Origin of the sequence: Rhizobium sp. NPDC090279 (genome assembly GCF_044769665.1) — a bacterium.
In the GTDB taxonomy this organism is placed as follows: Bacteria; Pseudomonadota; Alphaproteobacteria; order Rhizobiales; family Rhizobiaceae; genus Rhizobium.
Genome location: NZ_JBIVYI010000003.1, coordinates 25548 through 45867 on the forward strand (window position 1 = coordinate 25548; position 20320 = coordinate 45867).

Genomic DNA, 20320 nt, shown 5'->3' on the forward strand with positions numbered 1-20320 from the left:
GGCAGCTCGAATTTGCTGCAGAAGAACACATATGCCGGCGAGCCTGCCGCCATGCGAATGCCCCAGTTGACGGCTGCTCCCCGCAGCCGCGTTCGGCATGGTTCCGTCGTCGCCCTTGCTTCCGTCGTCGCGCTTTTGAGCCTGGTGCCGCTCGGTTTCATTGCCTGGATCACCATCGACACCGGCTGGGCCGAAGCAATCGCCTTGATCTTCCGCAATCGCGTCGGCGAACTGCTCGTCAACACCGTCCTGCTGGAAGTCTGCACCATTCCGTTGTGCATCCTGCTGGCGGTGACGCTCGCCTGGCTGACGGAGCGTACCGATATCCCCGGTGCCCGCCTCTGGTCGTGGCTCGCCGCGGCGCCGCTTGCCGTGCCTGCCTTCGTGCACAGCTATGCCTGGGTCAGCCTCGTGCCCAGCATGCGCGGGCTCTGGAGCGGCGTATTGGTATCCGTGCTTGCCTACTTCCCCTTTCTCTATCTGCCTGTCGCCGCTGCCCTCCGCCGGCTCGATCCGGCGATCGAGGATGCGGCCGCCTCGCTCGGCCTCGGTCCCTGGCGTGTCTTCTTCCGCGCAGTCCTGCCGCAGCTTCGTCTCGCCATCTGCGGCGGCTCGCTGCTGATCGGCCTGCATCTCCTGGCGGAATACGGCCTCTACGTGATGATCCGCTTCGACACCTTCTCGACCGCCATCGTCGATCAGTTCCAGTCGGCCTATAACAGCCCGGCCGCCAACATGCTCGGCGGCGTGCTCGTCTTCTGCTGCCTGCTGCTGCTCGGCATCGAGGTGCTGGTGCGAGGCAACGAGCGCTATGCCCGCATCGGTTCGGGTGCTGCCCGCCCGGCCGATCGCCGCCGTCTGGGCTGGTTCGTCGGCCCCGCCATCGCGCTGCCTGTCGTCACGGCCGCATTGACGCTCGGCATTCCCTTCGTCACCCTGGCGCGCTGGCTTTATCTTGGCGGCGCGGGCGTCTGGCGGATCGATACGGTCGGCTCCGCCCTGCTGCAGACCATCCTTCTCGCGATCGCCGGCGGCCTCCTCGCCACCATCGCCGCGACCCCCATGGCATGGCTGTCGGTGCGCGCGCCGGGCCGGCTGCAGCGCATTCTCGAGGCCTGCCACTATTATGTCGGCTCGCTGCCGGGCGTCGTCGTCGCCCTGGCGCTGGTGTCGATCACCGTCCGGTTGATCCTGCCGCTCTACCAGACTTTTGCGACGCTGCTGCTCGCCTATGTCCTCTTGTTCCTGCCGCGCGCCATGGTCGGCTTGCGCGCCAGCATCGCCCAGGCTCCCGTCGAGCTGGAGCGCGCCGCCATGGCGCTTGGCCGCACCCCGGCGCAGGCCGTGCGGCAGGTGACGATGCGGCTCGCCGCCCCCGGCTTTGCCGCCAGCGTGGCGTTGGTCGCGCTCGGCATCACCAATGAGCTGACGGCGACGCTGATGCTCTCTCCGAACGGCACGGAAACGCTGGCGACGAAATTCTGGTCGCTGACCAGCGAGATCGACTATGTTTCGGCAGCACCATACGCCTTCATGATGGTCGTCCTGTCGCTACCGCTCACCCTTCTCCTTTACGTGCAATCCAAAAGAACGGCCGGACAATGACCTTTCTGGCGATCAAGAACATCAGCAAGCGCTACGGCCCCGTGCATGCACTCGACAATATCGACCTCACGGTCGCCGCCGGCAGCCGTACGGCCATAGTCGGCCCCTCCGGCTCGGGCAAGACGACATTGCTGCGCATCATCGCCGGCTTCGAGATCCCTGATGCCGGGCAGGTGATGCTTCAGGGCGAGACCCTGGCGGATGGCGAGGCCATCGTGCCGGCGCACCGCCGCGGGATCGGCATCGTCTCGCAGGACGGCGCGCTGTTCCCGCATCTGAGCGTGTCGGAGAATATCGGTTTCGGCATGGAGCGCGGCGCGCGCGACCGCGACCAGCGCATCAACGCTCTCATCGACATGGTCGAACTCGACCGCGGTATGCTCGATCGCCGCCCGCATCAGCTTTCCGGCGGCCAGCAGCAGCGCGTCGCACTTGCGCGTGCGCTTGGCCGCAAGCCGCGGCTGATGCTGCTCGACGAGCCTTTTTCCGCCCTTGATACCGGCCTGCGCGAAAACATGCGAAAGGCCGTTGCCCGCGTGCTGCAGATTGCCGGCATCACCGCGGTTCTGGTGACGCATGACCAGACGGAAGCCTTGTCTTTTGCCGATCAGGTCGCTGTCCTGCGCGAGGGTAGGCTCATCCAGGCAGGAACGCCGCAAGCCCTTTATCTGAGCCCGAAAGACCGCGAGACCGCGCTCTTCCTCGGCGATGCCATCGTGCTGCCGGCCGATCTCGACGGTGGATCTGCCAAATGTATCCTCGGGCATGTCCTGGTCGATACCGAGAGCCGGCAGGGGCGCACCGAGATCATGCTGCGGCCCGAGCAATTGCGTCTCGGCGCCATCGACGGCGCCGGCGCAGGTGTTGCCTGCATCGGCAAGGTCACCGAAATCGAGTTCGGCGGCGCCGTCTGTGCGGTGACGGTCGTGCTCTCCAATGCAAACGGCTCGGAGACGTTGAATATCAAGAGCTCCGGCGTCGGTTTGCCCGAGATCGGCAGCATGGTTTCGGTGACCGTTATCGGAAAGGCACACGTCTTCAACAAGCTCGATGCCTGAGCGTCATTTGGGTTGAAGCAGGCACGGCTTTAGGGAAGATAGGCAACGCCATCATCGTGCTCCATGCCGAAGGAATCCCACATGTCTCTTCCCGATGAGATCGAGCCGGATCTTCCCTTTCTGACGTCGCTTCGCCACAACCTTCATGCCCATCCCGAATTGGGCTTCGAGGAGGAGCGCACCAGCGGCATCGTCGCCACCTTGCTGGAGGAGGCCGGGCTGACGGTGCATCGCGGCCTCGGCAAGACCGGCGTTGTAGGCACGCTGCAGGTAGGCAACGGCACGCGCCGCATCGGTCTTCGCGCCGACATGGATGCGCTTGCCATGCCGGAGAAGGGCAGTCGGCCCTACAAATCCACCATCCCTGGCAAGATGCACGCCTGCGGGCATGACGGCCATACCACCATGCTGATCGGGGCCGCCCGTTACCTTGCCGCCACGCGCGGTTTTTCAGGCACGGTACATTTCATCTTCCAGCCGGCCGAGGAAGGTCGCGGCGGCGCCAGGCGCATGGTGGAAGAGGGCCTTTTCGATCTGTTTCCCTGCGATGCTGTCTACGGTCTGCACAATATGCCCGGCCTTGCGGTCGATGAGATGGCCGTCGTCGAGGGAGCACAGCTTGCCTCGTCCGATAGCTGGCGCATTACCTTCCGGGGCACGGGGACCCATGGCGCCAAGCCGCATCTCGGCAAGGACCCGATCACGGCGGCGGCGACCTTCCTTTCCGCGCTGCAGACGATTGTCGGGCGGGTGGTCGATCCGCTGCAACCGGCCGTCGTCAGCGCCTGCTCGCTGCAGGCGGGCGATCCAAAGGCGCTGAACGTCATTCCAGACACGGTCGAGATCGGCGGCACGGCACGCGCCTATACGCCTGAAGTCCGCGACCAGCTGGAAGAAGAGATCGGGCGCCTGGCGCATGGTACGGCTGCGATGTTCAACATGGCCGTCGACTACCAGTTCGAGCGCCGCATCCCGCCCGTCGTCAACGATGCCGATGTCACGGCGCGGGCGCTGAAGGCTGCGACAGAGGTCTTTGGCGAGAACGTGCTCACCCGCTTTCCGCCGTCGACCGCCGGCGACGATTTCTCATTTTTTGGCCAGAATGCCCCTGGCTGCTATGTCTGGCTCGGCAACGGTCCGGCAGTCGATGGCGCCTTGCACCACAACACCGCCTATGATTTTAACGACGATGCGATCGCCTCGGGCGTGGCCTTCTGGACGACATTGGTCGAACAGGAATTGGCGGTCTGATCGCATAACAATCAAGACGTCGGCGTCCATTCGCCGGCAAACTACCGAGAGATATCATGGATGATAAGTGCAACGGAGTGAAACTGCCGGAGCGGACGGTGCCGTTTCCGGCTTCGATAAGCGAGGAGGCGCGGGCGTCGCTGCGTCGGGCGGTCGGTGAAGACGGCACCCCGTTGAATGCGCAGCATGTCATGCCGGACGTAAGCGATTTCGATGGCTGGATGAAGCTGAAGGCTTTTGCCGATGTCTATTATCAGGCAGCAGCCGAAAGGCTCGCGGGGCAAGTGCGCGCCAGTGTGCAGACGGTGCAAATCGAGGAGGCCTGCGTTCATATCGCGACGCCGGACGGGGCGTTCCCGGAAGACCGCGTCTACATCGATCTTCATGGCGGGGCGCTGGTCGTGGGCGGTGGAGCTGCCTGCCGCGCCGGGGCGCAGAGCCAGGCGGACCAGTATGGCATCCGCTGTTACGCCATAGACTACCGGATGCCGCCGGAACATCCTTATCCTGCGGCGCTCGATGATTGTATGGCGGTCTATCGCAATCTTCTGCGGGAGTACAGGCCCGAGAATATCGTCATCGGTGGGCGCTCCGCAGGCGGCAACCTTGCAGCCGCCATGATATTGCGCGCCCGCGATGAAGGCGTGGCTTTGCCCGCCGCGCTGGTTCTTCTCTCGCCGGAACTGGATCTCACGGAGTCGGGGGACAGCTTTCAGGTCAATCGGCTTGTCGATGTCGTCCTGCCGGGGTCGCTGATGCCGAACAATCTGCTATATGCGAAGGGAGCGGATCTCGCCCATCCCTATCTATCGCCGCTCTTCGGCGATTTCTCCAAGGGTTTCCCGCCGACATTCCTGCAAAGCGGCACGCGGGATCTGTTCCTCTCCAATGCCGTGCGCATGCATCGCCTCCTGCGCCGCGCAAAAATTCCCGTCGAGCTTCATGTCTTCGAAGCCATGCCGCATGGCGGTTTCATGGGTGCGCCGGAAGATCGCGAGCTGGCTGAGGAGGTCGCGCGGTTCGTGAAGCAGAGCTTCGGCCGAGCCTAGCATGCACAAAAGACGGAGATCGTTGATCTCCGTTTCGGAGCAAAGCGCTTAGCGGGTAGCTTCCTCAAGCAGCGCATCGAGGATGATCCGGCGTGCTTTCTCCGCATCGATTTCGGCGGCGAAATAGGCGTTGAATTGTACATGCGAGGCGCGCGTTTCGACAACGGTGCGCCCGCGCGTATACTGTCCGTGCAGTTCCGCATCGATCCGGGCATGTCGAAGGGTTGCAATCGTCGGCTCGACGAAGATGGCCGCCGCCGTCGGGTCGTAGATTGCCATGGCCGATCTGCCGCGGCTGATGGCGATGTTGACGTAACCTTCCAACAGGTCGGCAAGCAGCTGCGCCTTTTCGCCGTCTGTCTCGCGGATGCGGGCGACATCGTCTGGCCAGGCCAGCACCTTGCGGCAGATATCGAGATCAACCATGCGAAACGGCAGATCATGCGCAAGCACGATCGCCAGGGCCTCGGGATCGGCAAAGGCGTTGAACTCAGCCGATGCCGTATGGTTGCCTGAAGTGACGCCGCCACCCATCCATGTCAGTTCATCGATGCGGGCGGCAAGGTCCGGGCGCGCCAGCGCTAGGGCGGCTATATTGGTCAGCGGGCCAAGTGCCAGGATGCGCTTCGGCCCCTTGCCGTCGGAAAGCCAGTTGCATAGCGCGGTAAAGGCATCGCTGGATGGAAGCGGATCGGCTGGCGGCAGGCTCCTGCCCGTCGTGGGGATGCCGTTCTGGCCAAGGATGTTCTGTGCCGTTTCCAGTTTACATAGAACAGGCAGTTCGCGGCCGGTATGGATGGGAAACGTCCAGCCGAAGACAGCGGCGGCACTCGCCGCATTGGCGCGGACATGGGAAAGCGGCGCATTGCCGCTCACCAGTGAAACGCCGTCGATGACGAGATGCGAATGCGCAACCACCAGAATGGCGGCGATGTCATCGAACCCCATGTCGGTGTCGATCCAGATTCCCATGGTCTAACTCATCGATCGCAGCGAAATGACGTGACGGCAGTTTGGGCAGCCCGGTCCGGATGACGGCATGCCCAGCCGTCCAGGCGGGAATGGTTGCGGGGCGCGCAAGAGGCAGGCGCGTCCCGCAGATCGCTTAGCCGGCAAGCGCGTCGAGGATGCGAATCCAGGAGCGGATGCCCTTGTGGTAGGAGCGCAGCTCATATTTCTCGTTCGGCGAGTGGATGCGGTCGTCGGAGAGGCCGAAGCCGATCAGCAGCGATTCCATGCCGAGCAGCTTCTGGAAGTCACCGACGATCGGGATCGAGCCGCCCATGCCGATGACGATGGCGGGCTTCGGCCATTCGTTGGAAAGTGCCGTCTTCGCCTTGGTGAGCGACGGCGAATCGTAGGAAAGCTGGATGGCCGGCGAGCCGCCATGCTCGTGGAATTCCACCGAGCAATCCCCAGGGATCTTCGAACGCACATAGGCGCGGAAGCTCTCGCGGATCGCCGCCGGGTTCTGCTGGCCGACGAGACGGAAGGAAACCTTCGCCGATGCCTTCGCCGCGATCACGGTCTTGAAGCCGGCACCGGTATAGCCGCCCCAGATGCCGTTGACCTCTGCCGTCGGCCGCGCCCAGGTAAGATCCATCACCGAGCGGCCTTTTTCACCCGAAGGGATCGACAGACCCACTTCGCCGAGGAATTTTTCGGCCGTCATGCCGAGCGTTTCCCAGGAGGCCTTGATGTTGGCGGGCGTTTCCTCGACGCCCTCATAGAAGCCTGGAAGCGTGATGCGTCCGGTCTCGTCGTGCAGGCCGGCGAGGATGTCGGTGAGGATATGGATCGGATTGGCGGCAGCGCCGCCGAAGAGGCCCGAATGCAGGTCGCGGTCGGCTGCGGTGATGACGATTTCCTCGCCCACCAGTCCGCGCAGGCCAGCCGAGATTGCCGGCGTGTCGCCGTCCCACATGCCGGTATCGCAGACGAGCGCGAAATCCGCCTTCAACTCGGCGGCGTTGGCTTCGAGGAAGGGCTTGAGCGACGGCGAACCGGATTCTTCCTCGCCCTCGAACAGAATGGTGATGCGCACCGGCAGCGCGCCCCTGGTTTCCTTATAGGCGCGCACCGCCTCGATGAAAGTCATCAGCTGACCCTTGTCGTCGGATGTGCCGCGGCCGGTCAGGATCTTGCGGCCGTTGCCCATGTCCTTGATCGACGGGGTAAAAGGATCGCTCTCCCACAGTTCGATCGGATCGACCGGCTGCACGTCGTAGTGACCGTAGAACAGCACATGCGGGGCGTCGGCGCTGCCGGCATCATGATGGGCGACCACCATCGGATGGCCGGGCGTGTCGCGCACGGAGGCCTGGAAACCGAGCGAGTTCAGGTAGGCGGCCAGCCATTCCGCCGCCTTGCGGCATTCCGCCTTGTAGTCCGGGTCGGTCGAGATGGACTTGATGCGCAGCAGTTCGAAGAGGTTGTCGAGGCTGGAAGGCAGGTTTTGATCGGCGTGATCGAGAACGGGCGATAGATCGGTCATATCCGACTCCTTACATAAGATTTGGAGGGACGATAGACCAAAGGCCAGCCGGTTTCGAGGCGTTAAAACCGAAAATTTACCGTAGCTTGCGTCTTTCGATCGAAGCCGGCTCTTATGTGATTAGTTGCGCATGTAGTTTACAAGTTTTTTAGATTATTAGAAATAACCTCAATCCAGAAGCGTATTCTGGGGACGCATAATGTTTTCAGTGATTGCATGCATTCGTGACGATCATGACTTCAGGCTTATTCTCGTCGCGGCAGTCATCTGCCTCATCGGCAGTCTTGCGACCATGCTTCTGTTTTCGCGTGCGCAGGAATGCCAGTCGCATCAGCGTCGCTACTGGATCACCGCCGCAGCCTTTGCCAGCGGTGTCGGCATCTGGGCGACGCATTTCATCGCGATGCTCGCCTATGAGAGCAGCCTTCCCATCTCCTACGGCGTTTCGTTGACCGTGCTTTCGGTGGTTTTTGCCATCATCGGTTCATGGCTTGCCATTGCCATCGCCTTCGAATGGGACAATCGTATCTCCTTTGCGGTCGGTGGCATGCTGATGGCGCTCGGAATTGCCGCCATGCACTTCACCGGCATGCAGGCGATCGAAGCCTCGGCGCAGCTTTCCTTCGATATACCGCGCGTCGTCGCTTCCATTATCATCGGTGCCATCTTCTCGTCGCTGGCCTTCCTGGTATTTCGCAGCCTTCATGGCTTCAGGCGCATCATGGCTGGCGCTCTCCTGCTGCTGCTTGCGATTTGTTCCCTGCATTTCACCGCGATGAGCGGGGTAACGCTGACGCCCGAGGTCGGCATGCCCGGCGGCGGCCTTTCCATCGATCGAGGCATCCTTGCCGGCATTGTCACGGCCGCGGCCATGGGTCTGATCCTCATCGCTCTCGGCGCCATCTTCATCGACCGCCACCTCACCGACCTTCGCGGCTTCGCCAATGCCTCGCTGGAGGGGTTGCTCATCGTCCGTGACGGCCGGGTGATCGATGCGAACGAGCGATTCTTCGCCATTTCCGGATGGTCTGCGCAGCAGGTGATCGGCGTCGCGCCCGAGGTTTTCCTGACGATCGACACGGACGTCCATGCCGAAGCCGCCATTCCGCTGGAGACGACGCTGTCGGGTCATGACGGCAAGGCGATCCCCGTCGAAACCGTGCGGCGTTCGATCACCTATCGCGGTCACGAATGCAGCGTGCTTGTTGTGCGCGACCTGACCGAGCGGCGCCAGGCGCAGCAGATGATCGAGCATCTGGCGCACCACGACATACTGACGGATCTGCCCAATCGCTCGCTGTTCGACCAGCGGATGCGTCAGGCGCTGCAGATGGTCAACCGCAGGGGCGGAGAAGTCGCCATCTTCTGTCTGGACCTCGACCGCTTCAAGGCCATCAACGATGTCTTCGGCCATGCCGAAGGCGATCGCATCCTCTGCAAGGTTGCCGGCATCCTGCAGCGCGCGATCGACGAGGGCGATACGGTGGCGAGGCTCGGCGGCGACGAATTCGCCATTATTCAGCCCAAGCGACGGCAGCCTGAGGGGGCTACGCGTCTTGCCGAGCGCATTCTTGCGGAATTTGGCATGGAGATGGACACGGCGCGAGATCCGACGGCCGTCGGCGTCAGCATCGGCATCGCCATCTACCCGCGCGACGGCACGAGCGCCGAACTGCTCTACGCCAATGCGGATATGGCGCTTTATCGCGCCAAGCATCAGGGCCGGGGCCATGCCTGTTTCTTCGACGCCGAAATGGACAAGGCCGTGCGTATGCGCCGCCAGCTCGAGAACGATCTGCGCCAGGCCATTCTGCGCCGCCAGCTCTTTCTGGAATATCAGCCGATCTACGATGTCGGCAGCCAAAGCGTGACCGGCTACGAAGCCCTGTTGCGCTGGGCACATCCGGATCGGGGCGTCATCGATCCGGAAACCTTCATTCCCATTGCCGAGGAAAGCGGATCGATCGCGTCGATCGGCGAGTGGGTGCTGCAGCAGGCATGCCAGGAGGCGGCACGCTGGAGCGAACCGGCGAATGTCGCCGTCAACCTCTCGCCGCTGCAATTCATGATTCCAACCCTTTACGACCAGATCGAACGAATCCTGCGCAAAACCGGCCTCGATCCGCAGCGCCTCGAACTGGAGATCACCGAGGCGGCGCTGATGCGCGAGCGCACGTCAGTTATCGCGACGTTGCAGCGGCTGCACCGGCTCGGCGTCCGTGTGGTCATGGATGACTTCGGAACCGGCTTTTCCTCGCTCAGCAATCTGCGCGCCTTCCCCTTCGACAAGATCAAGGTCGACCGCAGCTTCACGGGCGCTCTCGAACACGATCCGGCAGCACGCTCGATCGTCCGCGCCATCATCGGCCTCGGCCACAGCCTGAACATGCCTGTCGTCACGGAAGGTGTCGAAACGGAAACCCAGCGCCGCATCGTCATCGAGGAAGGCTGCGCCCAGCTTCAGGGGATATTCTTCGGCAAGCCGGATGTCGGCCCCAGCCAATTCCACCCGACCCTGGATAAGGCCGTCGGGCAGGGCTAGCGCAATGCCTGCAAAAGCGCGCAGTGGTTTTGCGTCCGGAATTGCGTGAAAGCGAAGAGATGGAGCATTTCCGTCACTCCGTCCAAAAACGGAAACGCTCTAGAGCTGCCTGGCATTCTCCAGAACGCGCCGGATGTATTCCAACAGCAATTCGCGTTCGAATTGACGGAAATCCTTGAGAAGATCCGTGTCTGCGGCCATGGCGGCCTCTATGGCTTCCGCCTGCATGGCTACGGCTCTGCTCGTCAGGAAGATCAGTTGCGCCCGCTTGTCCGACGGGTGCGGGCGACGCTCCACCAGTCCGTCCCGTTCCATGCGCGACAGCGTGTTGGCCATAGTCGCTTGCTCGATATCGACCCTCTCAAGCAATTGCTTCTGGGTAAGCCCGTCCTCGGACCATAATTCCAGCAGGATTGGGAACTGGCCGGGGGAAAAGCCCAGCTTCGCCGCGCGTTGCTGTAACGAGCGAGCGAATCCCTTTGCCATCTGACTGGCAAGGTAGGCGGCGGAGTCCATCCGATTAAATCCCATGATTGCAAATATGCCGATAATTCAAAATCAAAACAATCAGCAATTCTTGGGTAGACGCGCCTTGAAATCAGCAACTTCGATCGATTTTTTCACGTTCATAGGTTGCATTTTTTGATATGAAAAAGCCGCCATGGCCTGGAGGGGACGCCATGGCGGCTCATAAAAGGGGGACAAAGGCCCGGAGAGGGGATAGGCCTTTGTCCAAGTCTGACATGGCGGGGGACAGGCCGGTTGTCAGACCCTCGGCGTATCAATCGCCGGTGAGTATGATTTGAGGTTTCGAATGTGGTTTTTCAAGGGAATGCGCAGATTAGATTGATTAAAAGTTAGTAACGTTTCGGTGAGAGATTTGGCCCTCTCATCAAAGCAATTCCAGGAAAAGTGTATCGCGGTTTTCCGTCCGGAATTGCGTAAAGACAAAAGATAGAACGTTTCCGCGTTTTGAGGAAAAGCGGAAAGGCGCTAGCCTGCAAAACGGAAGTTTATATGGACGTTGGAGGTGCGCCACGCTATCCATGCTTCCATGAAAAAAGGTGATCATCTCTTCCTCGTCGACGGCTCCGGTTTCATTTTCCGGGCCTTTCACGCCCTGCCGCCGCTGACGCGCAAGTCCGATGGATTGCCCGTCGGTGCCGTCTCCGGTTTCTGCAACATGCTGTGGAAACTGCTGACCTCGGCGCGTGATACATCCGTGGGGGTGACGCCGACCCATTTTGCGGTCATTTTCGACTATTCCTCTAAGACCTTCCGCAAGGAAATTTTCCCCGATTACAAGGCAAACCGCTCGGCCCCGCCGGAAGAGCTGATCCCGCAATTCGGGCTCATCCGCCAGGCAACGCGCGCCTTTAACCTGCCTTGTATCGAGACCGACGGTTTCGAGGCCGACGACATCATCGCCACCTATGCTCGCCAGGCCGAAGCGACCGGTGCCGATGTCACGATCATCTCGTCCGACAAGGACCTGATGCAGCTCGTCACTCCGACAGTCCACATGTATGACAGCATGAAGGACAAGCAGATCGGCATTCCCGACGTCATCGAGAAATGGGGTGTGACGCCGGACAAGATGATCGACCTGCAGGCCATGACTGGCGATTCGGTCGACAACGTGCCCGGCATTCCCGGCATCGGCCCGAAGACGGCGGCGCAGCTGCTGGAGGAATTCGGCGATCTCGACACGCTGCTCGCCCGTGCAGAAGAAATCAAGCAGCAGAAGCGCCGCGAGAACATTATCGCCAATGCCGAACTTGCCCGGATTTCCCGGCAGCTGGTGACGCTCAGGACCGATGTGCCGCTGGAGCTCGAACTCGACGCGCTGGTGCTCGAACCGCAGAACGGCCCGAAGCTGATCGGCTTCCTGAAGGCGATGGAGTTCACCTCGCTGACGCGCCGTGTCGCCGATGCCTGCGATTGCGACCCGGCGACGATCGAGCCGTCCGAGGTCAAGGTCGAACTTGCTGACGCCGCTCATGGCCCGGATCTCGATGTCGCTGACAATGTCGAGCCCGTTGCCGGCAGCACGGTCGCTACCGAGGGCGCTTCCGTTCCGGCGGCGCCAAAGCCGCGCCTTGCCGTCGAAGGGCTGACCGAGCCGGCCGATCTTGCCACCGCGCGCGCCGCAAGCTTCGCCACCGCGCCGATCGATCATTCGAAATATGTGACCATTCGCGACATCGCCACGCTCGACCAGTGGATTGCCGATGCACGAGAGACCGGCATCGTCGCCTTCGACACCGAGACGACGTCGCTCGATGTCATGCAGGCCGAAATCGTCGGCTTTTCGCTGGCGATTGCCGACAACAAGAACGATCCCACCGGCGCCTCCATTCGCGCCGCTTACGTGCCCCTCAGCCACAAGACCGGCGTCGGCGATCTGCTCGGCGGCGGCCTGGCGGACAACCAGATTCCGCTGCGGGATGCGCTGGCGAGATTGAAGGATCTGCTCGAGGATGCCTCCATCCTCAAGATCGCGCAGAACCTGAAATACGACTACCTGCTGATGAAGCGTTATGGCATCGAGACCAAGGCCTTCGATGACACGATGCTGCTCTCCTATGTGCTCGACGGCGGCTCCAACGCCCTTCACGGCATGGATAGCCTGTCCGAGCGCTGGCTCGGTCACAAGCCCATCGCCTACAAGGACGTGGCCGGCAGCGGCAAATCCAACGTCACCTTCGATCTCGTCGATATCGACCGCGCCACGGCCTATGCCGCCGAGGACGCGGACGTGACCCTGCGTCTCTGGCTGGTGCTGAAGCCACGGCTTGCGGCGGAGAAGCTCTCTGCCGTCTATGAGCGGCTGGAGCGGCCACTGGTGCCGGTGCTTGCCCATATGGAAGAGCGCGGCATTGCCATCGACCGGCAGATCCTCTCGCGCCTGTCCGGCGAGCTGGCGCAGGGCGCGGCCCGGCTGGAGGACGAAATCTACACGCTGGCTGGCGAACGCTTCAACATCGGCTCCCCCAAGCAGCTCGGCGATATCCTGTTCGGCAAGATGGGACTGGCCGGCGGCAGCAAGACGAAGACCGGCCAATGGTCGACCTCGGCGCAGGTGCTGGAAGATCTGGCGGCCGCCGGTTTCGAACTGCCGCGCAAGATCGTCGACTGGCGCCAGCTGACCAAGCTGAAATCCACCTACACGGATGCGCTGCCGGGCTACGTCCACCCCGAGACGAAGCGCGTTCACACCTCCTATTCGCTCGCATCGACCACGACCGGACGCCTGTCCTCGTCCGAGCCGAACCTGCAGAATATCCCGGTGCGCACCGCGGAAGGCCGCAAGATCCGCACGGCCTTCATCTCGACCCCCGGCCACAAGCTCGTTTCGGCCGATTACAGCCAGATCGAGCTGCGCGTGCTGGCGCACGTCGCCAATATCCCGCAGCTGAAGCAGGCCTTCGAAGACGGCATCGACATTCACGCCATGACGGCATCGGAAATGTTCGGCGTTCCGGTCGAGGGCATGCCGAGCGAGGTGCGCCGTCGCGCCAAGGCGATCAACTTCGGCATCATCTACGGCATCTCCGCCTTCGGCCTTGCCAATCAGCTCTCGATCGAGCGTTCGGAAGCGGGTGACTACATCAAGAAGTATTTCGAGCGCTTCCCCGGCATCCGTGACTACATGGACGGCACCAAGCAGACGGCGCGCGACAAGGGCTATGTAGAGACGATCTTTGGCCGTCGCATCCATTTCCCGGAAATCCGCTCCTCCAATCCTTCCGTACGCGCGTTCAACGAGCGCGCCTCGATCAATGCGCCGATCCAGGGGTCTGCCGCCGACGTCATCCGCCGCGCCATGATCAAGATGGAGCCGGCATTGGCGACGGCTGGCCTCGGTGATCGCGTCCGCATGCTGTTGCAGGTGCATGACGAACTGATCTTCGAAGTCGAGGATGCCGATGTCGAGCGCACGACGCCGATCATCGTCTCCGTCATGGAAAACGCCGCCATGCCGGCGGTCGATATGGCCGTGCCGCTGAAGGTCGATGCGCGCGCCGCCAACAATTGGGATGAGGCGCACTGAGGTAATCTGGGCATGGCAAGGAGGTCAGCCCTCATGGTGAGGTGCGTAGGCCAGAATGGCCGGAGCCTCGAACCACGAGGATGGGTGGGTTGTCGCTCGGGGCCACCTCGCGCTTCGAGGCCCTGACGCATACGCGCCAAGGCACCTCAGCATGAGGTGGTGAAAGATCCGCGATCCGACATGAATGTAAAATCGTCGCGATGATCCTCGACCATCGCAAGTCCGTAAAACTTATTTCCGGATCAGCACTTCCAGTGCAGATATGATTGCGTGCTCGGCATCCTCAAGCGTACCGCTATTGTCGATATCCGCGACGTCGTAGTCGCCCTCAACGGTCAGCGTGCTGCGTTCCAGGCGCCTCAGCACGTCTTCGCGGCTTTCGCGACCTCGTGCCATCAACCGTTCGGCAAGCACTTCGCGTGACGCCGTGATGTTGATGACCTTCAGCCGCGGAAATGCGCTCTGGAAGCGATGCAGCGCCGAGCGCGAGCCATTGGCAATGACCAGATTTCCCCGCGTAAGCTCATCGAAGATGTCTGCTGGAATGCCGTATTTCAGTCCGTGCGCTTCCCAGGAAACGGCAAAGGCGCCGGCCTGTTCCATCGCATCGAAGTCAGCCTCGGAAACGCTTCGGTGGTCCTCATTGCCGGCATCGCCATCCCGCGTGATGACGCGGCGAACGAAATGCACGTCGGGGCGGCCGGCAAAGTGCCGGGCGGCCAGGTTCATCAGCGTATCCTTGCCGGCACCGCTCGGCCCGACGACGACAGCGAGCGTACCCGCCGTCTCATCCGCCAGACCGAGATTAGCCGGCTCGATATTGGCGTTCGCACTCATGCGACCCGGCGTCCTTCCCGCCAGACGGAGCGCGTGACCGGTACGCCATGATCGCGGCGAACGCGCACGAAATCGGCGCGCAGGCCTTCGGCGATGCGGCCGCGATCGTTCAGGCTGACCGTCTTTGCCGGCGTCGCCGTCACCATGGCAATCGCCTGCGGCAGCGAGATGCCCTCGACTTCGTCAGCAAGGATGAAGGGGGCGTGCAGCAGGCTGAGCGGCACGTAGTCGGAGGAGAGCACGTCGAGCACGCCGAGCTCTGCGAGATCGCGGGCGGCGATGTTGCCCGAATGCGACTTGCCGCGCACGATGTTCGGCGCGCCCATCAGCACGCTCATGCCGGCGCCGTGCGACGCCTTGGCGGCGTCGATGCTGGTCGGGAATTCGGCGAGGCGAACGCCGTAGTTGATGGCTTCGTCGACATGGGCGAGCGTCGCGTCGTCATGACTGGCAACGGTGATGCCGCGCTCGGCGCAGACCTTGGAGATCGCATCGCGGTGCGGCGTCGCGTATCTGGCCGATTCGTCCTGGCGCTTGGCGACGAAACGGGCAAAGACCTCGTCGCTCAGGCCGCGCTTCTTCTGATAGTAGAAGATATATTGATCCATGGTTTGGAACTGGCGCTGGCCCGGCGCATGGTCCATCAGCGAGACCAGGCGGACATAGGGGTCCTTCTCGAAATCCTGGAAGTGATCGAGAACGTTGTCGGAGGAAACTTCGCAGCGCAGATGGATCAGGTGATCGGCGCGCAGGCGATCTTCGCGCTGGGCCGCCTGGATGGCGTCGGCCATGTCGCGCATCTCGCCTTTTTCAAAGCCGCCATCCTCGTCCGAACCCATGCGCAGGCAGTCGAATACAGTCGTGATACCCGAGGTGACGATCTGGGCGTCATGCGCCTGGATCGCCGCCGTCTTGTTCCAGCGCACACCCGGGCGTGGGGAGTAATGCGCTTCCAGATGGTCGGTGTGCAGCTCGACCAGACCGGGGATCAGAAAGTCGCCCTCGAAATCCTCGCCGACAGCGGATTTGCCTTCGGAAATGCCGGCAATGCGACCGTCGCGGATCAGCACGGAGCCTTGGACGATCTTGTCTTCGAGGACGATGCGGGCGTTGGAGAGGACGGTTTCTTTGGTCATGTCAGGTCTTTCATATTAGGCGCCGGCAAGCGGCAGCCAGGAACGGACGGTAAAGGCGGCACCACGCTCTTCTTCGGCGAAGATGGCGAGGCTGGAAATATCGAGCGGCTTGCCGGTATGCTCCGCGAAGCGCTCGCGCAGGATTTCCTGCAGTTCGGGCTGACGTGCGGCCGGGACAGGCCCGGTCAGCGTCATATGGAAACGAAACTCGTCGTTGACGTAAGGATAACCCCAGCGCAGCAGATTGGCACGCTGCGGCTCGGTGAGGCCCTCCGGCTTGCGCCGGGCGATATCATGATCCGATAGCGGCGCGCGCAATGGCTCGAACGTCTTGACGACGCGCGAAGCAAAATCCTGCAGCGGCTGGCAAAGCGAGCCTGGCACGAGCGCGAAGAAATGGCCGAGCTGGCCAAGGACCAGCTCCGGAATGGTGAAAGCCTTGGTCTGTGACGCGAATTCGGCGGCGACCTCGAGAAGGTCGCGCTCGGTCACCGAAGACGCGAGGTCGAAAGGTGCCTTCAGCGTGGCATGAAAGCCGTAGCGGCGCGGATCGGCCGTCAGTTCGGCGTGGCCCGCCGGCACGGGGCCGATGGCCTTGTCGGAAAAAATCTCGTCGGAAAACGCATCGCGACCCAGCCAGCGGGCGGCCAGCGACGTCAACGGATCATCTTTGGGAGGCGTGAAATAGAGAGCATAGCGCAAGGCTGTATTCCTTGGAAAAATCGGCTGCGCGGGACACTGTTGGGTGATTTGCGACAAACCGCAAGAGCAGCAAGGCGGCAACGAATCGAATCCGGCTAAAGCCGGTTCGGCCGATGCAGTCGTGCCGCGCCTGCGCTACCGGATTCCCGTGACAAAATGATGATGCGCGCCGATTTTTCTCAAGGCTTCCTATCTGACCCGCGTACCCATCAGGCGCGAGCGCAAGGCGTTGGATGCGGCGTCGAACAGGAAGACGACGAGCAGGATCAGCAGCACCATGTAAGCGACGTTTTCCCAGTTGGCATTGGTTCGCATCGCTTCCCAAAGCTTCAGGCCGATACCGCCAGCGCCGACGGCGCCGATGATGGTCGCGCCGCGGACGTTCGATTCCCACTGGTAGAGCGTCTGGCTGACGATGACGGGCACGATCTGCGGCATGATGCCGTAGCGATGCACCAGGATCGTCGACGAACCTGTCGATTTCACGCCCTCGCGCGGCTTGTTGTCTATGTTCTCGAGACCTTCGGAATAGAGCTTGCCGAGCGTACCTGTTTCGGTGAGGAAGATCGCGCCGCTGCCGGCGAGCGGGCCGGGGCCGAAGGCGCGGGTCAGGAACAGCGCCCAGATCAGCATGTCGACCGAGCGCAGGAAGTCGAAGAACCGCTTCAGCACCTGATTGAGCAGCCGGTTCGGCGTGATGTTGCGGGCCGCCAGGAAGGCGAGCGGGAAGGCGGCGATCGATCCGAGCAGCGTGCCGAGGAAAGCCATGACGATGGTCTGGAACAGCTTGGTCCAGACATCACCATGCTGCCAGGCGCCGTTGTTCCAGACATTGTCGAATGCCAGCGAGAGATTGGATTGAGCCGGGTCCAATCGCGGCCCGGAGACAATCAGGCTGATGACGTCGCCCGCCGGCTTGTCGAAGAAGGGCGAGTGCGTGTCGAAGACGAAGTTGGCCCAGCCGATGAAACGCTTGCGAATCTTCACGCGGTCGGTTGAAATGCTGGCATCGCCGGCAAAGCCGAGATTGACCAGGATATTGTCGTCATAGACGGTCATCCAGCTGGGAACGGGCTCGGAGCCGACGATCTTCGGGGTGTCGCCGGTAATATCGATCGGGATCGTGATGCCATGCGCCGTCACGATCGCCTGCGTCTTCGTCACCGTCACGGTGCGGCTCGTGCCACTGACGGAAACGGTCATGCTGCCATCGGCGTTGGTCTTCACCCAATCGGGGTTCGGATTGTCGCCAAGCGGCGAAAAGCGCGGATATTTGATGCTGATCTTGTCGCCGGAGATGCGGAACTCCGGCTGGACGTCATAGCTGATCCATTCGCTGAGATAGATGCCGACGCGCTCCCAATGCGCTTCCGAGATGACTTTCGGCAGATCGAAGAACCAGACGGCATAAAAGCCGTAGAGGATGACGCCGATGAACATCATCAGCGCGCCGAAGCGCTGGCGGAAAGACCGGTGAAGGATCTCCGGATAGCGCGCTTCGAGTTCCTGCATACGGCCGGCGTCGATGACGGACATGGTCAACCTCAATGCTGCAAAAGAAAGGCGTGTTCGCCGACGAGGCGGCGGCGGAGCCATGCGGAAAACTGGTCGACGGCGATGATGGTGATAAAGAGCAGCAGCACGAGCGCGACCGTCTTGGCACCGAAGCCGCGCGAGATCGAGAGCTTCAGCTCCTCGCCGATACCGCCGCCACCGACGGCGCCGATGATGGTGGAGGCTCGAACGTTGATTTCGAGGCGCAGCAGCGCGTAGGACATGAAATTCGGCATAACCTGCGGCAGGGCGCCGAATCGCACGCGCTCGCTCCAGCTCGCGCCGACGGCGCGCATGCCCTCGTCAGGCTTCATGTCGATATTCTCGACGACTTCGTAGAACAATTTGCCGAGCGCGCCGATCGTATGAAGGCCGACGGCAATGATGGCGGCGATCGGGCCGATCGACAGGATCGCCGAGAACAGGCCGGCGATGACGATTTCCGGAAAGGCGCGCAGGAATTCCATGATGCGCTTCGTCACCAGCCGGACCGGATTGGACGGCGACATGTTGCGGGCCGCAAAGAAGCTCATCGGCACTGCAAAGACGAAGCCGATGATGGTCGAAACGAGCGCCACGTTGATCGTGATGATCATCAGCTCGAAATATTCGGGAATGTAGAAATCGCCCCAGACATAAACGCGGCCGAGCGGAAAATTGAACTCCTCGCCGCCGGCGCCGTTTGCGCCGTTCGGGCTCGGCAGGTCGAAGAGCGCGCGGTAGACGTCGCTCCAGTCCTTGGGGATGAGCCAGCTCAGAAAGTCGAAGAGATGCGGCAGCCGTTCGAAGAAGTGGCCGGCATTGCTTTCGTCGGCGAAACGCACGGAACTCACGAAGGCGACGAGCAGGATCACGAGGCCGATACCGGTGTAGAGGCGACGCTTGGCCACCATCTTGCTCCAGGCGTCGCCGATCTCCTTGGCGCTTTGAGGCGCGCTCTGCATATTCGGGTGCGTATCGGCGATCGTCATGAAATCCAGCCTTTGTGAATAGCAAAAGGGCGGCCGTTGCCGGCCGCCCAATTATCGGGATGCGGATCAGCCGCCGATAGCAGCCTTACGAACGTCGATAACGGCGTTGTAGAAGTCCGGGGTAACCTTGACGTAGCCCTTGAAGTCGCCGCCTTCGATGGCGTTGAAGCACTTGGCGTCAGCCGTCGGGAGCTTCATGAAGAAGTCCGAAAGCTTGGCCTGCCATTCGGTGCCGAGCGCGTTGCGAACGACGAGCGGACCGTTCGGGATCAGCGGCGAACGCCAGACTTCGACGAGCTTGTTCGGGTCGACTGCGCCCTTGTCGACTTCCTTGCGGAAGGTACCGGAGGTGAAGCCGTCCTTGAAATCGCCAACGCCCGAGGAGTCGTCGACAGCGACGTCGACCTTGCCGTCGTAGGCGGCGAGCAGGTTGTTTTCATGGCCGCCGTTGAACTGGGTCGAGGCGAAGAACTTGTCGTTCGGAACGCCGGTGGTCTTCGGAATCTGCGTCAGCGGAACGAGGTAGCCCGAGGTGGAGTCCGGATCGGCGTAGCCGAGCTTCTTGCCCTTGGCGTCCATGATCGTCTTGATGCCGGAGGACTTGAGAGCGAGGCCGATCGAGTAGTAGCCGGTCGAACCGTCGGTCTGCTGCGTGGTCAGGATCGGGGTAACGGCCTTCGGGTCCTTGATGGCGACGGCTGCATAGCCGGAAGCGCCCAGTTCGGCGAAGTCGAGCGTGCCGCCGAGGAGGCCCTGGATAACGCCGTCATAGTCGGCGGCCGGGAACAGCGAAACCTTCTCGAAACCGAATTCCTTTTTCAGGTGGTCGGCGAGGCAGGCATAGTTGCGCAGGCGGTCGGCTTCGTTTTCGCCGCCGAGAATACCAACGCGGAATTCCTTGAGGTCTGCAGCGTTAGCAGCAGCGCCGGCTGCGAGCGCGACGAGCGCGGTAGCAGCAAAAAGTGCTTTCTTCAACATGGGTTCGTCTCCTGATTAACCGGTGTCCCCGGATGCCTTCGGTCTAGAAGAAATGCGCCCTTGACGCGGGCTTTCGATCGCGGCCGTGT

General features: G+C 62.0%; 15 protein-coding genes. 6 read left to right on the forward strand and 9 right to left on the reverse strand.

Features of this window, described 5'->3' with window-relative positions; genetic code table 11:
• The first annotated feature begins 51 nt into the window (after positions 1-51).
• The 4 genes from ACIQWP_RS08070 to ACIQWP_RS08085 all read left to right on the forward strand — a co-directional run bounded on the left by ACIQWP_RS08070 (position 52) and on the right by ACIQWP_RS08085 (position 4963).
• Positions 52-1605 (forward strand): ABC transporter permease, encoded by a 1554-nt coding sequence (locus ACIQWP_RS08070; RefSeq protein ID WP_402786073.1) that lies wholly within the window; start codon positions 52-54, stop codon positions 1603-1605.
• A complete protein-coding gene (locus ACIQWP_RS08075; RefSeq protein ID WP_402784496.1) occupies positions 1602-2663 on the forward strand; it encodes an ABC transporter ATP-binding protein in 1062 nt (353 codons plus the stop codon). The genes ACIQWP_RS08070 and ACIQWP_RS08075 overlap by 4 nt, the downstream gene beginning before the upstream one ends.
• Before the next feature lie 81 nt (positions 2664-2744).
• A complete protein-coding gene (locus tag ACIQWP_RS08080; RefSeq protein ID WP_402784499.1) occupies positions 2745-3914 on the forward strand; it encodes a M20 aminoacylase family protein in 1170 nt (389 codons plus the stop codon).
• A 56-nt stretch (positions 3915-3970) separates the two neighbouring features.
• Positions 3971-4963 carry an alpha/beta hydrolase gene (locus ACIQWP_RS08085; RefSeq protein WP_402784502.1) on the forward strand — a complete coding sequence of 331 codons (993 nt, stop codon included), beginning with the start codon at positions 3971-3973 and terminating at the stop codon, positions 4961-4963.
• A gap of 48 nt (positions 4964-5011) precedes the next feature.
• On the opposite strand, the gene ACIQWP_RS08090 is transcribed toward ACIQWP_RS08085, so the two are convergent.
• A complete protein-coding gene (locus ACIQWP_RS08090) occupies positions 5012-5935 on the reverse strand; it encodes a nucleoside hydrolase (RefSeq protein WP_402784505.1) in 924 nt (307 codons plus the stop codon).
• Positions 5936-6068: 133 nt separating this feature from the next.
• Positions 6069-7457, reverse strand: coding sequence for a M20/M25/M40 family metallo-hydrolase (locus ACIQWP_RS08095; RefSeq protein WP_402784508.1), 1389 nt, complete (start codon positions 7455-7457; stop codon positions 6069-6071).
• A 199-nt stretch (positions 7458-7656) separates the two neighbouring features.
• On the opposite strand from ACIQWP_RS08095, the gene ACIQWP_RS08100 reads away from it, so the two are divergent.
• On the forward strand, positions 7657-9999 hold the full coding sequence (locus tag ACIQWP_RS08100; RefSeq protein ID WP_402784511.1) for an EAL domain-containing protein: 2343 nt from the start codon (positions 7657-7659) through the stop codon (positions 9997-9999).
• 99 nt (positions 10000-10098) lie between these two features.
• Here ACIQWP_RS08100 and ACIQWP_RS08105 read toward each other — a convergent pair whose 3' ends face one another.
• Positions 10099-10515, reverse strand: coding sequence for a MarR family winged helix-turn-helix transcriptional regulator (locus ACIQWP_RS08105; RefSeq protein ID WP_402784513.1), 417 nt, complete (start codon positions 10513-10515; stop codon positions 10099-10101).
• 538 nt (positions 10516-11053) lie between these two features.
• Here ACIQWP_RS08105 and polA point away from each other — a divergent pair.
• Entirely contained in the window at positions 11054-14053 is a 3000-nt protein-coding gene (gene polA, locus ACIQWP_RS08110) for a DNA polymerase I (protein ID WP_402784516.1), read from the forward strand.
• A gap of 231 nt (positions 14054-14284) precedes the next feature.
• Here polA and phnN read toward each other — a convergent pair whose 3' ends face one another.
• The 6 genes from phnN to phnD form a co-directional block, all read right to left on the reverse strand.
• Positions 14285-14890, reverse strand: coding sequence for a phosphonate metabolism protein/1,5-bisphosphokinase (PRPP-forming) PhnN (gene phnN, locus ACIQWP_RS08115; protein WP_402784518.1), 606 nt, complete (start codon positions 14888-14890; stop codon positions 14285-14287).
• Positions 14887-16026: an alpha-D-ribose 1-methylphosphonate 5-triphosphate diphosphatase gene (locus tag ACIQWP_RS08120; RefSeq protein ID WP_402784521.1), complete on the reverse strand. Its 1140-nt coding sequence runs from the start codon at positions 16024-16026 to the stop codon at positions 14887-14889. Before ACIQWP_RS08120 ends, phnN begins: the two co-directional genes overlap by 4 nt.
• Positions 16027-16041: 15 nt before the next feature.
• The gene (locus ACIQWP_RS08125; protein WP_402784524.1) at positions 16042-16728 is read right to left on the reverse strand and encodes a DUF1045 domain-containing protein; all 687 of its coding nucleotides are present in this window, start codon (positions 16726-16728) and stop codon (positions 16042-16044) included.
• A gap of 189 nt (positions 16729-16917) precedes the next feature.
• A complete protein-coding gene (gene phnE, locus ACIQWP_RS08130; RefSeq protein ID WP_402784527.1) occupies positions 16918-18264 on the reverse strand; it encodes a phosphonate ABC transporter, permease protein PhnE in 1347 nt (448 codons plus the stop codon).
• An 8-nt stretch (positions 18265-18272) separates the two neighbouring features.
• Positions 18273-19253, reverse strand: a complete 981-nt coding sequence (gene phnE, locus ACIQWP_RS08135) for a phosphonate ABC transporter, permease protein PhnE (protein WP_402784530.1) — start codon at positions 19251-19253, stop codon at positions 18273-18275.
• A gap of 66 nt (positions 19254-19319) precedes the next feature.
• Positions 19320-20231 carry a phosphonate ABC transporter substrate-binding protein gene (gene phnD, locus ACIQWP_RS08140; RefSeq protein ID WP_402784533.1) on the reverse strand — a complete coding sequence of 304 codons (912 nt, stop codon included), beginning with the start codon at positions 20229-20231 and terminating at the stop codon, positions 19320-19322.
• Positions 20232-20320 lie beyond the last annotated feature (89 nt).

Coding starts and splice junctions, on each gene's coding strand:
- phnD (WP_402784533.1), bottom strand. CDS start 20,231: ATGTTGAAGAAAGCACTTTTTGCTGCTACCGCGCTCGTCGCGCTCGCA.
- phnN (WP_402784518.1), bottom strand. CDS start 14,890: ATGAGTGCGAACGCCAATATCGAGCCGGCTAATCTCGGTCTGGCGGAT.
- ACIQWP_RS08095 (WP_402784508.1), bottom strand. CDS start 7,457: ATGACCGATCTATCGCCCGTTCTCGATCACGCCGATCAAAACCTGCCT.
- ACIQWP_RS08100 (WP_402784511.1), top strand. CDS start 7,657: ATGTTTTCAGTGATTGCATGCATTCGTGACGATCATGACTTCAGGCTT.
- ACIQWP_RS08080 (WP_402784499.1), top strand. CDS start 2,745: ATGTCTCTTCCCGATGAGATCGAGCCGGATCTTCCCTTTCTGACGTCG.
- ACIQWP_RS08105 (WP_402784513.1), bottom strand. CDS start 10,515: ATGGACTCCGCCGCCTACCTTGCCAGTCAGATGGCAAAGGGATTCGCT.
- ACIQWP_RS08090 (WP_402784505.1), bottom strand. CDS start 5,935: ATGGGAATCTGGATCGACACCGACATGGGGTTCGATGACATCGCCGCC.
- ACIQWP_RS08075 (WP_402784496.1), top strand. CDS start 1,602: ATGACCTTTCTGGCGATCAAGAACATCAGCAAGCGCTACGGCCCCGTG.
- ACIQWP_RS08085 (WP_402784502.1), top strand. CDS start 3,971: ATGGATGATAAGTGCAACGGAGTGAAACTGCCGGAGCGGACGGTGCCG.
- ACIQWP_RS08070 (WP_402786073.1), top strand. CDS start 52: ATGCGAATGCCCCAGTTGACGGCTGCTCCCCGCAGCCGCGTTCGGCAT.
- polA (WP_402784516.1), top strand. CDS start 11,054: ATGAAAAAAGGTGATCATCTCTTCCTCGTCGACGGCTCCGGTTTCATT.
- ACIQWP_RS08120 (WP_402784521.1), bottom strand. CDS start 16,026: ATGACCAAAGAAACCGTCCTCTCCAACGCCCGCATCGTCCTCGAAGAC.
- phnE (WP_402784527.1), bottom strand. CDS start 18,264: ATGTCCGTCATCGACGCCGGCCGTATGCAGGAACTCGAAGCGCGCTAT.
- phnE (WP_402784530.1), bottom strand. CDS start 19,253: ATGACGATCGCCGATACGCACCCGAATATGCAGAGCGCGCCTCAAAGC.